Source organism: Congregibacter sp. (assembly GCF_047617445.1).
Lineage (GTDB): Bacteria > Pseudomonadota > Gammaproteobacteria > Pseudomonadales > Halieaceae > Congregibacter.
Map to the genome: position 1 here is coordinate 1 of NZ_JBLGBE010000035.1, position 13,222 is coordinate 13,222.

The 13,222-nt window shown below is 55.5% G+C and carries 12 protein-coding genes; 10 read left to right on the forward strand and 2 right to left on the reverse strand.

The features are described from left to right. Window positions 1–176: 176 nt before the first annotated feature. From ACI9KD_RS09770 to ACI9KD_RS09815, 10 genes are all read left to right on the forward strand, one after another. Window positions 177–1,358, forward strand: coding sequence for an acyl-CoA dehydrogenase family protein (locus ACI9KD_RS09770; protein WP_414981005.1), 1,182 nt, complete (start codon window positions 177–179; stop codon window positions 1,356–1,358). Between the two features lie 12 nt (window positions 1,359–1,370). After that, window positions 1,371–2,510: an acyl-CoA dehydrogenase family protein gene (locus ACI9KD_RS09775; RefSeq protein ID WP_414980981.1), complete on the forward strand. Its 1,140-nt coding sequence runs from the start codon at window positions 1,371–1,373 to the stop codon at window positions 2,508–2,510. Between the two features lie 41 nt (window positions 2,511–2,551). Beyond that, window positions 2,552–4,252 (forward strand): class I adenylate-forming enzyme family protein, encoded by a 1,701-nt coding sequence (locus ACI9KD_RS09780; protein ID WP_414980982.1) that lies wholly within the window; start codon window positions 2,552–2,554, stop codon window positions 4,250–4,252. Window positions 4,253–4,313: 61 nt separating this feature from the next. Continuing rightward, window positions 4,314–5,564 (forward strand): acyl-CoA dehydrogenase family protein, encoded by a 1,251-nt coding sequence (locus ACI9KD_RS09785; protein WP_414980983.1) that lies wholly within the window; start codon window positions 4,314–4,316, stop codon window positions 5,562–5,564. 68 nt (window positions 5,565–5,632) lie between these two features. Next, a complete protein-coding gene (locus ACI9KD_RS09790; protein ID WP_414980984.1) occupies window positions 5,633–6,094 on the forward strand; it encodes a MaoC family dehydratase in 462 nt (153 codons plus the stop codon). A gap of 24 nt (window positions 6,095–6,118) precedes the next feature. Then, a complete protein-coding gene (locus ACI9KD_RS09795; RefSeq protein ID WP_414980985.1) occupies window positions 6,119–7,039 on the forward strand; it encodes an SDR family NAD(P)-dependent oxidoreductase in 921 nt (306 codons plus the stop codon). 71 nt (window positions 7,040–7,110) lie between these two features. Continuing rightward, window positions 7,111–8,289, forward strand: coding sequence for an acetyl-CoA C-acyltransferase (locus ACI9KD_RS09800; protein ID WP_414980986.1), 1,179 nt, complete (start codon window positions 7,111–7,113; stop codon window positions 8,287–8,289). Window positions 8,290–8,479: 190 nt separating this feature from the next. Then, complete coding sequence (locus ACI9KD_RS09805) at window positions 8,480–9,460, forward strand: NADPH:quinone oxidoreductase family protein (protein WP_414980987.1); 981 nt, start codon at window positions 8,480–8,482, stop codon at window positions 9,458–9,460. A 7-nt stretch (window positions 9,461–9,467) separates the two neighbouring features. Then, complete coding sequence (locus ACI9KD_RS09810; RefSeq protein ID WP_414980988.1) at window positions 9,468–10,634, forward strand: iron-containing alcohol dehydrogenase; 1,167 nt, start codon at window positions 9,468–9,470, stop codon at window positions 10,632–10,634. A gap of 12 nt (window positions 10,635–10,646) precedes the next feature. Next, window positions 10,647–11,087 carry an acyl-CoA thioesterase gene (locus ACI9KD_RS09815; RefSeq protein WP_414980989.1) on the forward strand — a complete coding sequence of 147 codons (441 nt, stop codon included), beginning with the start codon at window positions 10,647–10,649 and terminating at the stop codon, window positions 11,085–11,087. On the opposite strand, the gene ACI9KD_RS09820 is transcribed toward ACI9KD_RS09815, so the two are convergent. Both ACI9KD_RS09820 and ACI9KD_RS09825 read right to left on the reverse strand, forming a co-directional pair. Then, window positions 11,084–12,274 carry an MFS transporter gene (locus tag ACI9KD_RS09820; protein ID WP_414980990.1) on the reverse strand — a complete coding sequence of 397 codons (1,191 nt, stop codon included), beginning with the start codon at window positions 12,272–12,274 and terminating at the stop codon, window positions 11,084–11,086. The two genes, ACI9KD_RS09815 and ACI9KD_RS09820, sit on opposite strands and share 4 nt — an antisense overlap. Then, entirely contained in the window at window positions 12,271–13,101 is an 831-nt protein-coding gene (locus tag ACI9KD_RS09825; RefSeq protein WP_414980991.1) for an SDR family NAD(P)-dependent oxidoreductase, read from the reverse strand. Before ACI9KD_RS09825 ends, ACI9KD_RS09820 begins: the two co-directional genes overlap by 4 nt. Window positions 13,102–13,222 lie beyond the last annotated feature (121 nt).

Here is a 13,222-nt window from a genome sequence, read left to right on the forward strand (position 1 = left end):
CTTCTTGAGTCTCGCGTATCACTAACTTTGAGCACCTATTGATCTCACTTAGGCGCCCAAGAATACTTGAGCGACAGTAAAACATACTGTATGTTCAAAACCTGTGTTACTCGTCGTGGGCGCATTTTGCCCGGACCACTATAAACATGATTCCCGACCCTCAGGAGGCTACCGCTTTGACCGAGATTGATACCTTTCGTCAGGAAACCCGGGAGTGGCTCGAAGCCAACTGCCCAGAATCCATGCGCCAGCCGGTAAGCGGTTTTGAAGATATTTTTACCGGTGGCCGAAAGCCAGAGGTTGATATCCCGGAGCAACCGCTTTGGTGTGACCTTATGGCCGAGCGCGGCTGGACGGTGCCGCATTGGCCCAAGGAGTATGGGGGCGGCGGCCTCTCTGCGGAGGAAGTTAAAGTTCTTCGTGAGGAAATGGCAGGCATTGGCGCGCGTCGCCCGTTGGATTCCTTCGGTATCTCCATGCTTGGGCCGGCGCTGCTGAAGTTTGGCAGTGAAGACCAGAAGCGCGAGCACCTGCCACCCATCTGTCGTGGGGAAATTCGTTGGTGTCAGGGTTACTCAGAACCCAATGCTGGCTCAGACCTGGCTAGCCTTCAAACCCGTGCGGATGACCAGGGCGATCACTACCTGATCAATGGGCAGAAGGTGTGGACCTCCTACGCGGACAAAGCCGATTGGATCTTTTGTCTCGTGCGCACAGATAACTCCGGCAGTAAGCACGAGGGCATCAGCTTTGTGCTGTTTGACATGGATCAGCCGGGTGTAACAGCTAAGCCTATCCGCCTGATCAGTGGCTCCTCGCCGTTTTGCGAGACATTCTTTGATGACGCGCGCGCTGACAAGCGCAATTTGGTGGGTGAGGAAGGCCAAGGCTGGACGATCGCCAAGTACCTCCTGACGCACGAGCGGGAAATGATTTCAGCGTTTGGTACCGCCGGCGGCAAATCACTGGGCAAGACAGCGGTTGAGCAAATGGGTGCTGATGCTGAAGGGCGCCTTCGCAATGGGATTCTACGTCAGGACATCGCTCAGCATCAGCTGGACACCCTGGTCTTCTCCGCCACCATGGAGCGTGTGGGCGATGAAGTTAAGGCAGGCCAGGGGCTTGGCGCTGCATCATCCATATTTAAGTACTACGGTACTGAGCTCAACAAGCGCCGCAACGAGCTGAATCTAGCGGTGGGTGGCGAAGCTGCCTTGGGCTGGTCCGGTGAGCGTTACCACGATGGCAGCCTTGTGAAAAGTTTCCTGCGATCCAAGGGTAACTCTATCGAGGGCGGTACATCGGAAGTTCAACTTAATATCGTAGCCAAGCGTGTGCTTGGTTTACCTGACGCCTGAGGTGCCGTTGTCATGACTTTAGTACTGAACGAAGAACAACTGATGCTGCAAGAGTCCGCAGCAGGCTTTTTGGCGAGCAAGGCGACCGTTGAGCACCTTCGGAAATTGCGCGATAGCGGCGACGAATTAGGCTTTGATCCCGCTGTTTGGCAAGAAATGGTAGATATGGGCTGGGCGGGGATCGCCATCCCGGAAGCCTACGGCGGCTTGGGCTACGGTTATACGGGGCTGGGTGTCGTCCTGGAGCAGGCCGGACGACACTTGAGTGCTTCACCCTTGGAAGCCAGCGTGCTCATCGGCGCGACGGCGATCAATTGCCTGGGAAACGAATCACAAAAAGCGCTGTGGCTTGCAGCGATTGCTGCGGGCGAGAAGCAGGTGACTCTGGCTTTGCAGGAAACGGGAGCCTTTGATCCATTGGCGGTGACTACGACGGCGTCTCAGGACGGGGATACGTTTGTATTGTCGGGCGAAAAACGCATGGTCCTGGATGCCCAAAGTGCTGACGCGTTCATCGTTATTGCACGAAGCAGCGGCTCCGCCGGCGAGTCCGCCGGGCTGAGTGCTTTTTTGGTAGCAGCAGATGCTGAAGGCCTGAGCCGATCGCGCTGTGACATGGTCGATAGCCGTCAATGCGGGGTCCTGTCACTGGACGGTGTTCGCGTTTCTGCCGACGCGCTTATGGGCGCTGAGGGTGATGCGTGGGCGGCGCTTGAGCGCACGCTCGATATCGCAGCAATCGGGCTATCGGCCGAATTACTGGGATTATCTTTGGAGGCCTTTGAGCGAACGGTGGCCTATATTCGTGAGCGCAAACAGTTTGGTCAGGTTGTTGGCTCTTTTCAGGGGCTTCAGCACCGCGCAGCGCACTTGTTTGCAGAGTTGGAGCTGGCTCGCTCTATCGTCCTCAAGGCACTGCAGGCCGTGGATGCGGGCGATGACAGTCTTTCTCGATTTGCTAGCGCAGCCAAAGCCAAGCTCTCTGAAGTCGCCAGACTTGCGAGCAATGAAGGTGTGCAGATGCATGGTGGTGTGGGTATGACCGACGAGTACGACATCGGCTTGTTCATGAAGCGTGCCCGGGTCTTGGAACATCTTATGGGTGATTACTACTATCATCTGGATCGCTTCGCCCGTATCGGTGGATACTGATGAACTGAGATCGTCCGCAAGCAAAGGAAATAATAAAAACGATGAGTGAAGAGCTGCAGAAAATTGATGCTGTTGTAGCGCAACTGACCGAGGAAGGCGCGCCCTTCGCGCTCAATACCGTCACGATTGGCGGTGTCGAGTATCGAAACTTCACCTCGGCGCCCCCGAACATGGGCGCCTACTTCCGTTTCATGCTGAACCATTCGGAAAAGGTGTTTACGGTCTATCACGATGAGCGCCTGACCTTTGGTGAGAGCTACGCGCGGTCGGCGGCCCTGGCCCGTTCGCTCCTCGATGACTTTGGCGTGCAGCCGGGCGATCGAGTGGCAATTCTCAGCCGCAATAACCCCGAGTGGATGATGGGTTTTATCGCAGCGCTTTCTATCGGTGCTGTTGCTGTGCCCATGAACGCCTGGTGGACCACGGAAGAACTGGACTACGGCTTACGAGACAGCGGTGCCAAGGTCGTTATTGCGGATCGTCAGCGCCTGGAGCGTCTGCAGCCACTGCAGAAAGATCTGGAGCTGAAGCTCATTGCGGTGGATGACTGTAGTGGACTGGATCTGGCTTTTAGTCAATTTCAGGATCTTGTGACAGCTCACAGCGGCGCCGAAATGCCCGAGGTGTCTGTGGCCGCTGATGATCACGCAACGATCATGTACACCTCGGGTTCCACAGGACACCCCAAAGGTGCTTTGTCATCGCACCGGGGAATGCTCTCGGCGCTTTATAGCTGGATGCTGTTGGGTACGTCAGCCAAGCAGGCTGCAGGCGACACTGCGCCGGCCAAATTTGCGCCATCGGGGTTACTGACAATCCCTTTGTTTCACTGCACCGGCAGTCACACCGCCTTTTTACTGTCGCTAATAGTTGGCCGCAAGCTGGTGATCATGCACAAGTGGGATGTGCAGGAAGCGTTGCGCATGATCGAAGAAGAGCGCATTACCTGGTTTACCGGTGTTCCCACCATGTCTGCAGAGCTGCAGGCTGCTGCTGCGGAATCGGATCGCGACCTGTCTTCGCTTGCCGAGATCTACGGCGGTGGTGCAGCGCGGCCACCCGCACAGGTAGAAAAGCTGGCGACAACGTTTAAGCATTCATCAGCAGGTATTGGCTACGGCCTCACCGAAACCAACGCTCTAGGGACCATTAATACCGGGGCGGTATACCGGGCGCGACCAGGTAGTGCCGGGCGGCCGGTGCCAGCGGTGACAGACATCGCGATATTTGACGAGCATGACAAGCCCGTCGCAGCGGGAGAGCGGGGTGAGGTTTGTATGCACTCACCGGCCAATTGCCTGGGTTACTGGAATAAGCCTGAAGCTACAGCCGAGGCATTTCGCGACGGTTGGTTTCACACTGGCGATGTGGGTTACATCGATGAAGATGGATTTCTGTTCATTGTCGACAGAATGAAGGAAATTATTATTCGAGGTGGCGAGAACATCAGTTGTATCGAAGTCGAAGCAGGAATCTACCAGCATCCGGCGATCAGTGAGGCGGCGGTGTACGGTGTGCCTGATGAGCGTCTCGGGGAGGCGGTTGCTGCCAGTGTCGTCGTACGGGAAGGCGAAAGTCTGACCCCTGAAGAGTTACAAAGCTTCCTGCGGGAGCATATTGCGGGATTCAAAATACCTTCACATTTGCGTTTTCATGAGGAAGCGCTGCCGCGCATCGCCACCGGTAAGATTTTCAAACGACAGCTTAAAGCTGAAATGAGCGAGCGTCTGGCTAAGGCCTAAGCGCTTCACCCTATTGTGCCCCGTAATTCTTAGCGGGGCGTGCACGTAAGGAGAATGGGTCATGGACCTAGGAATATCAGAAAAAGTTGCGCCAATACTGGAACGCGTTAAAGCTTTTATTGACGACGAAGTACTGCCGCTGGAAAGCGCTTATGCAACAGAGATCGCCACGGGTGATCGCTGGCAGTTCACGGATCGTCAGACTGAGATTATCGAGTCCCTAAAAACAAAAGCGCGTGCTCAGGGACTTTGGAATTTCTTTCTCACCGAGGGTGAGCAAAGTAGTGGTTTAAGTACGGTTGAATACGCGTACCTGGCGGAAGAAATGGGTCGCTCGCATATCGCTTCAGAGGCATTTAACTGTGCTGCGCCCGATACCGGGAATATGGAAGTGCTTGCGAAGTATGGAAGTGAAGCACAGCAGGCCCAGTGGCTTGCGCCGTTGCTGAACGGAGAGATCCGCAGTGCATTCGCTATGACAGAGCCTGGTGTCGCGTCCTCAGATGCCACCAATATCTCTACCAGCGCCGTACTTGATGGAGACGAGTGGGTTATTAATGGCGAGAAGCACTGGATCTCTGGTGCAGGCGATCCCCGTTGCAAGATTATGATCGTGATGGTCAAGACGGACCCGGAAGCGGCCAAGCACAAGCAGCAATCACAGATTCTGGTTCCTATGAATACTCCTGGCGTAGAAATCATTCGGCCCATGCAAGTGTTCTCCATGGATGATGCACCTCATGGACATATGCATTTGCGCTTTAATGAGGTTCGCGTCCCCAAAGAAAACGTGATTCTTGGGCCAGGCCGTGGTTTTGAAATTTCTCAGGGTCGTCTTGGGCCCGGTCGAATTCACCACTGCATGCGTGCTTTGGGTGCCGCAGAGCGTGCCCTGGAGTTGATGTGCAAGCGTGCAACGACTCGTGTGGCATTTGGCAAGCCTCTGGCCCGTCTGGGCGGCAATATCGACATCGTGGCCAATGCCCGTATGGATATTGAGCAAGCGCGTCTGCTCACATTGAAGACAGCCTGGATGATGGACAGCGTCGATGCGAAAGAAGCTCGCATTTGGATTTCGATGATTAAGACCGCTGTGCCAAATGTCACGTTGAAGATCATTGACGAAGCCATTCAAATGTTTGGTGGCCTTGGAGTTTCTCAGGACACACCTCTGGCGACCATGTACATGGGGCAGCGCACGCTGCGTCTTGCAGATGGTCCGGATGCGGTTCACCGCATGGTGGTGGGACGCAACGAGTTCAAAAAATATATGGACCAAGAGCCCGTGAATGCGACGTTTAGAGACGGTTGATATCAGGTTCTGAGCGCACCGCGCTACACGGTTATTTGAATATTTCGTTAGTAAAAAGGTGAAAAAACATGGGTATTAAAGTAGTTCCAAAAGAACAGCTTGTTGATCAGGTCGGCACTAAGACGACTAGCGACTGGGTGACTATCGATCAAGGGCGTATTAACGCTTTTGCGGATTGCACCGAGGATCATCAATTTATTCATCTGGACGAAGAGAAGGCCGCACAGACTCCTTTTGGCGGAACGATTGCCCACGGATTCCTGTCGCTGTCGATGCTTCCCAAGCTCAGTGAGGGCCAAGGAGTAGTGCCAGAGAACGTGATGATGGGTATCAATTACGGCATGAACAAGGTGCGTTTTCTCGCTCCAGTGCGCGCGGGCAAAAAAATTCGCGCCCACAGTGAGCTGATTAGTGTTGATCAAAAAGATGACAACCGCTTCCTTATGACATCGGCGGTTACCGTAGAGATTGAAGGTGAAGAGACCCCCGCGCTAGTGGCTGAAACACTGGCGATGATTGTCTGCGCCTGACACATACAAAAGGAGTAATTGAGAATGACGATTCGTTATGACGGTCGGGTAGCTATTGTTACCGGTGCAGGCCAGGGATTGGGCCGCAGCCATGCTATTGAACTTGCAAAGCGCGGAGCCAAGGTTGTAGTAAACGATCTGGGCGGCGCCAAGGACGGCACAGGTGCTTCGTCAGAAGCAGCTCTGGCAGTTGTTGCAGAAATTGAAGCGGCAGGTGGTGAAGCCATGGCCAACGGTGCCAATGTCTCGAACTACGCCGAGGTAGAGGCGATGGTAGCCGCGACCATGGAGAAATGGGGTCGCGTCGATATTCTCGTTAACAACGCTGGCATCCTTCGCGACAAGAGTTTTATCAAGGGCTCCATGGAAGACTTTCAGCTGGTCTTGAATGTCCACCTCATGGGCAGTGTGTACTGCACTCGCGCTTGCTGGGAGATCATGAAAGAGCAGGAATATGGCCGTATCGTCGTTACTACATCCTCTTCCGGTCTTTACGGCAACTTTGGGCAAACCAATTACGGTTCGGCCAAGATGGGTGTGATTGGCATGATGAATACGCTGGTTCAAGAGGGAGCCAAATACAATATTCGTATGAATGCACTCGCTCCGACTGCGGGAACACGGATGACCGAGGGCTTGATGCCTGAGAAGGTATTCGAACTTCTCACTCCCGAGACGGTAACGCCTGCTGTTTTGTATTTGGTCAGCGAAGACAGCCCGAATCGTACGATTCTTTGCGCAGGCGCAGGCTCTTATGCCGTTGCCAAGATTGTTGAAACTGACGGCTGCTGGTTAACGCCAGAAGAGCAAACCCCCGAGGGTATTGCTGCGCATTGGGACACTATTACTTCCCCTGAAGGCGAGCGCGCTCTGCAGGCTGGCTTTGAGCAGACTGGAAAAATGCTCACTAAGGCCGCTGCCGGTCTTGGTATTTCTCTCGATTAATTTATCGCGCCCCTTTGGGGCGCAGCAGACGTTTACTGGCGGTGTGTTAACCCGTCCATAGGAGAAACAGTATGAAAGAAGCAGTTATTGTATCGACAGCACGAACACCTATTGCGAAAGCCTATCGCGGTGGATTTAACAATCTTCCAGCCCCAACGTTGGGTGCTGCCGCAGTTCGCGAAGCAGTGCGTCGTGCAGGCGTTGAGCCTGGTGAAATCGAAGACGTGATCATGGGCGCCGCCCTACAACAGGGGTCTGGTGGTCAAAACGTTGCGCGGCAGATTGCCTTGCGCGCGGGATTGCCGGTCACGGTTTCGGGTATGACTATCGATCGACAGTGTTCTTCGGGCCTCATGGCGGTCGCCACTGCTGCCAAGCAAGTGATGTATGACGGTATGGATATCGTAGTGGGCGGTGGAATTGACTCGATTTCTCTCGTGCAAAACGAGCATATGAATTTGTACCGTGCGGCAGACGAAGAGCTCGTAGCTATGCACCCAAATGTCTACATGCCAATGCTACAAACAGCCGAAGTTGTTGCTAAGCGCTACGGTATTAGCCGGGATGCCATGGATGAGTACGGTCTGCAGTCGCAGCAGCGTGTGGCCGAAGCTTACGAGCAGGGCCGTTATGATGCAGAGCTGACACCGGTTACCTGCAAGCGCATCGTCTGGAACAAAGAAACTGGCGAGCAGTCTGAAGCTGAAGCGACGGTGAGCCGCGATGAAGGCATTCGCGCCACTACCCCTGAGGCGCTCGCGGGTCTTAAGACAGTGATCGAAGGCGGCACCATTACAGCGGGTAACGCTTCACAGCTGTCTGATGGCGCATCGGCGCAAGTGATCATGGATTCGAAGCTTGCGGAGCAGCGCGGTCTTGAGCCTATCGGGCTTTATCGCGGCATCGCGGTTGCGGGCCTTGAGCCTGACGAAATGGGTATTGGCCCGGTCTATGCGGTTCCTAAGTTGCTCAAGCAGCACGGCTTAACCGTCGATGACATTGGGCTGTGGGAGCTCAACGAAGCGTTTGCTGTGCAGGTATTGCATTGCCGTAACGTACTGGGCATCGATAATGACAAGCTCAATGTGAGCGGTGGCGCTATTGCGATTGGTCACCCCTACGGAATGAGTGGTTCGCGCATGATTGGTCATGCACTCATCGAAGGAAAGCGACGCGGTGTTAAGTACGTGGTCGTCACGATGTGTGTTGGTGGTGGTATGGGCGCTGCGGGACTCTTCGAAGTACTGTAGATAAAAGGCTGGGCTAAGTAGTTGGGAAGCAGTAGGCACAGCGCACAGAAATACTGCGAGCGGGACGCCAAAAAGCGTCATCCATGGCGCGTGACGCCCGCTCACAGCACACCTGAACGCTCTGTCTCCTGCTTCGTCTTATTTGCAAAGGCATGTGTACGAACATGTAAGATCAAACATGGAGAGATGAATGCGCGCACTACTGTGTACCGAACATGGAATGGCGGACAAGCTGGAGCTTGCCACCGATCATCCGGAGCCGACCGCTGGGGTTGGACAGGTCGTTATCGATATCAAGGCAGCCGGGCTGAACTTCCCCGACGTGCTGATTATTCAAGGTAAGTACCAGTTTCAACCCGATATGCCGTTCTCTCCTGGCGGCGAGTGTTCAGGTGTTGTGCTATCGGTAGGTGAAGGCGTTGATCGCTACAAGCCCGGCGACAAAGTCATTGCGATGACGGGTAGCGGCTGCTTCCGTGATCAAATTGCCGTTGATCAACACGCCGTAATGCCCATGCCTGAAGGTCTGGATTTCAAGCAGGCGGCCGGTGTGGCCATGACCTATTTCACTTCCTACCATGCGCTTAAGCAGCGTGCGGATCTCAAAGAGGGTGAGACCTTACTGGTGCTTGGCGCTGCTGGCGGAGTAGGTTCTACCGCGGTGGAACTGGGTAAGCTCATGGGAGCCAAGGTGATTGCTGCAGCAAGCTCCGAAGAGAAGCTCGCGATGTGCCGTGAATTGGGGGCTGACGAGACCATTAATTACAGCGAGCAGGACCTTAAGCAAACTGTGAAGGAGTTGACTGGCGGCAAGGGTGTGGACGTTGTCTACGATCCGGTTGGTGGCGACTATTCGGAGCCTGCTCTGCGCGGTATGGCGTGGAATGGCCGCTACTTGGTCATTGGATTTGCGAGTGGACCGATTCCCGAGATTCCTTTGAACCTCGCATTGCTTAAGGGCTGCTCGATTGTAGGTGTGTTCTGGGGGCGTTTTATTGCCGAAGAGCCTGCTGTACATTTACAGAACATCAAAGCGCTTTGGGGATTGTTTGCAGAAGGCAAACTCAAGCCCGCAATCAATGATGTCTTCGCCCTAGAAGATTATCAGAAAGCCTACGATGTGATGACGGGCCGACTTGCCCGAGGTAAGGTCATTCTGACCATGGAGTAAGTTCAGCATGCAGCCATTTACTTTTAGTACCGTTGCGCGCGTCGTGAGTGGCAATGGCGAGGCGCTAAAGCTCGCTGTGCATTGCGCCAACCTCGGCGTTCAAAACGTGCTGCTGGTAACTGATCCGGGCTTAGTGTCCATTGGCCTGATTGGTCCCGTGCAGGATGCCATGGGCGCCGCAGGCATTAGGGTTACCTTGTTTGCCAAAGTGAGTGAGGACCCGCCAGAAGCGGTGGTTCTTGCTGCGGCAGCCGCGGGTAAGGAATCTGGTGTTGATGGTGTTGTCGCTGTTGGTGGTGGCAGTTCCATGGATGTTGCCAAAGTGGCGGCAGCGCTACTGTGCAGTGATCAAGCGCTCAGCGATATGTACGGCGTAGAGCAGCTGACCGGTGGTCGGCTGCCACTCATTCTTGTTCCCACGACCGCCGGCACGGGTTCCGAGGTAACGCCGGTGGCGGTTATCACTACAGGAGAGACGACCAAAGCAGGGGTGAGCTCTGCGGTTTTGCTGCCCGATATCGCTGTTCTCGATGCAGACCTTAGCTTAGGCCTGCCGCCCAGAGTCACCGCGATGACCGGCGTGGATGCCATGGTGCATGCGATTGAAGCCTATACCTCTAAGATTAAAAAAAATCCCGTGTCCGACAATTTGGCGCGCAGTGCACTGAGCTTGCTCGCGCGGAATATTCGAACGGCGGTCCACGATGGACGCCAGCGTGACGCCCGGGGTGCGATGCTCCTGGGTGCTATGCAGGCCGGCCAAGCATTTGCCAACGCGCCTGTGGCAGCGGTACACGCTCTTGCCTATCCCTTGGGTGGGCACTATCACATCCCCCACGGTTTGAGTAACTCCCTGGTACTGCCGGCGGTGCTTCGGTTTAATCTTCCCGAGGCGATGGGTCTTTATGCAGAGCTTGCAGAGTTGGTGGTGGGAGCCACGGTTTCCGGAAGTGACGAGGCTCGCGCAGAGGCCTTGATTTCATCCCTCGAAGCAGTGATTGTCGACCTGTCGCTGCCTGCCACACTCAGTGAGGCGGGTGTTCGAGAAGATAGTCTGGAGACTCTCGCCCAGGACGCAATGCTGCAAACTCGTTTACTGGTTAACAATCCCCGGGATGTGACTTACGAGGATGCGCTTGGTATCTATCGCGCCGCATTTTGGCCGCGGGCATAGTGAGATACGAAGATGCCTAAAGCAGAAGCTCCGACGCGCAGGGATTACCGCTGGTTCACCGCGATTACTACGCGCTGGTCGGACAACGATGTTTACGGACACGTTAACAACGTCATTTACTACAGCTACTTCGATTCCGTGGCCAATCGCTACCTCATTGACGAGGGAGGTTTGGATATTCACGACGGCGACACCGTCGGCCTGGTGGTGAACTCCGGTTGTGACTACTACACACCTGTGGCGTATCCCGAGGCATTGCAGGGGGCGTTGAGAGTTGATCGACTGGGGAACAGTTCCGTGCAGTACGGTATTGGTATTTTCCGGGAAGGTGACGATTGCGCCTGCGCCAATGGCACTTTTACCCATGTGTTCGTTGATCGAGTCACTAGTCGGCCCGTGCCTATCCCCCCCCCAATGCGCGAAGCCCTCGCCGCGATTTTCGTCGCGGGCTAGCGCTTAGAGGTTCCGTACAAAAAGGCGATGGTGCCTGCGAACACCAGCGAAGAAAATAGCGCCGGTCCGAAGTGCGCCAGGGGATACAGCAAACCACCGATTATCGGGCCACTCACAAAACCTACAGCAGGGCATGCTGAAATTACGCCAGCTGCGCCACCTTGCTCCTGTGAACTTACCGCAATAGAAGCGCCGGCAGTGATTGCTGGCATGGACAAACCCAGTCCGGTTCCCAGTAAGGCCATACCGAAGGCCAGCATCGTGAAGTTGGCGAACCCGGCAATGAGCAGTGACCCGACGGCCATAGAGGCCAGACCTGTGCGCACGAAGATATGCGGAGGTAGTTTTAGGCGCTGCATGGCCGTCACCTGCACAATAAAGGTGAAAACGGCCGAGACCATCAGAGCAGCACCGGTGTATTGAGCAGTTTCCACCCCAGTGAGTGACAGTTGGTCCTGAAGCTGGAACCCAAGGGTTTGTTGAATCGCCGAAAATCCCGTGAACAAAGCGATAGCCGTAAGAGCAAACCGCCGTATACGAACGTCCAAAAAGCGCATGCGCCGCGGGCGATCATGGCTATGTCGTTGCGGTGCAGGAATGTTCGGCAGCGCCCGCCACACCAGTATCGCCGCCGCCGCTGCCAAAGCACCGGCAAAATAAAGCGGCGCCAGGAGCCCGAGCGTCGCTAGCGCACCACTCACAGCGGGCCCAAGGATCATGCCCAGACTGTTGGCGGTTCCCAGTTTCGCCATAGCGGCCGTGCGCTCGGCGGTACTTGTGCTGTCTGCCGCATAGGCTGTTGTTGATGGGCTGGTAGCGGACATCACCACCGACTGACTGCAGCGTGCAACGAGCGCTACGGTGTATAGGGACAGCCCCGTCAGTACGCCGGTAAGTCCCGCCATAAATACCGACGTGAACAAGAGGGTGCCTACCGTGTATCCAATGAGGCCAATGAGAATCACGGGCTTGCGACCGACTTTGTCCGAGAGGCGGCCCCAATAGGGCGAGGCCACGGCAAACACCAGTGCTGAGAGCGCAATAATCGAGGTTATCTGGACCTCCGCGAGATCGACCTCGCGACCCAGGGGCGCCAAAATTGCAAACACCAAGGACTGGCCAATACCGGTTGCCATGAGTGCCGCAATGAGCACCATTAGCTGGCGACGTGTAAGGGTTTCGCTCATTGGATGTTCGGCTCTGGGTTGACCGCACTGTCATAAAGCAGGCGAGCGTAGGCGGTGGGGAACAGCCGCACTACCCAGTCGATAATTTTCGCATCGCGTCCGATCAGTAGCCGCCGCTGACCTTTCTCTGCGGCTCGAAGGATACGACGTGCCGCTTCAGTGGCACTGGTTCGCGCATGGGGCGCAAACATCGCCTGCTGCGAGTCTGCGGTCGCATTGGGGTCCACGTTGCGGGCGCGTCTGGCTATATTCGTGTCGATGCCGCCAGGATGGACGCAACACAGCTTTATGGGGCTATCGGCGAGGTCTAATTCCTGTTGCAAAGATTCGCTGTAGCCGCGCACGGCAAATTTAGCAGCGTTGTAAGCAGACTGATTGGGGACTGCGATCATCCCGAAGACTGACGAAATGTTCACAAGATGGCTTTTCTCGGCTTTTTTCAGAGCGGGAATGAAGGCGTTACAGCCGTGCACGACCCCCCAGAAATTGATGTTCATCAGCCAATGAAAGTCATGCAAGGTCGTTTGCGCAGCAGAGGCCATCAGATCGACTCCTGCATTGTTCACTACAAGGTGGAGTTCTGGGCTGATCTCGCCCACAGCGGCGGCCCAGCGGTTCACCGCGTCAACGTCTGAAACGTCGACCACCGTGCCGTGGGAGGGCGCATTGGGGTTGTCGAAGCTCGCTATGGTGGCGGCAAGGCCGTCCCCATCAATGTCCGATAGATAAAGATGGCAGCCAGCGGCGTTGAGCTGCTGCGCGAGCGCCCGCCCAATACCCGAGCCTGCCCCCGTAATGACAGCATGCTTGTGGTGGAAATAGTTCATTTGAGGGATCCGAGGTTCCAGGGCGCTATGATAGGCGGAGAGGGCTCAGCCGGCACTTAGTTTGTGGATAATCTGTATGGACAGAAAACAGGCGATTTTGTACACTGCGTCCCCGCGACCG

Excerpts from the sequence above, each read along its gene's own strand:
- ACI9KD_RS09820 (WP_414980990.1), bottom strand. The coding sequence starts at position 12,274 with ATGAGCGAAACCCTTACACGTCGCCAGCTAATGGTGCTCATTGCGGCA.
- ACI9KD_RS09790 (WP_414980984.1), top strand. The coding sequence starts at position 5,633 with ATGGGTATTAAAGTAGTTCCAAAAGAACAGCTTGTTGATCAGGTCGGC.
- ACI9KD_RS09800 (WP_414980986.1), top strand. The coding sequence starts at position 7,111 with ATGAAAGAAGCAGTTATTGTATCGACAGCACGAACACCTATTGCGAAA.
- ACI9KD_RS09825 (WP_414980991.1), bottom strand. The coding sequence starts at position 13,101 with ATGAACTATTTCCACCACAAGCATGCTGTCATTACGGGGGCAGGCTCG.
- ACI9KD_RS09775 (WP_414980981.1), top strand. The coding sequence starts at position 1,371 with ATGACTTTAGTACTGAACGAAGAACAACTGATGCTGCAAGAGTCCGCA.
- ACI9KD_RS09780 (WP_414980982.1), top strand. The coding sequence starts at position 2,552 with ATGAGTGAAGAGCTGCAGAAAATTGATGCTGTTGTAGCGCAACTGACC.
- ACI9KD_RS09810 (WP_414980988.1), top strand. The coding sequence starts at position 9,468 with ATGCAGCCATTTACTTTTAGTACCGTTGCGCGCGTCGTGAGTGGCAAT.
- ACI9KD_RS09805 (WP_414980987.1), top strand. The coding sequence starts at position 8,480 with ATGCGCGCACTACTGTGTACCGAACATGGAATGGCGGACAAGCTGGAG.
- ACI9KD_RS09785 (WP_414980983.1), top strand. The coding sequence starts at position 4,314 with ATGGACCTAGGAATATCAGAAAAAGTTGCGCCAATACTGGAACGCGTT.
- ACI9KD_RS09795 (WP_414980985.1), top strand. The coding sequence starts at position 6,119 with ATGACGATTCGTTATGACGGTCGGGTAGCTATTGTTACCGGTGCAGGC.
- ACI9KD_RS09815 (WP_414980989.1), top strand. The coding sequence starts at position 10,647 with ATGCCTAAAGCAGAAGCTCCGACGCGCAGGGATTACCGCTGGTTCACC.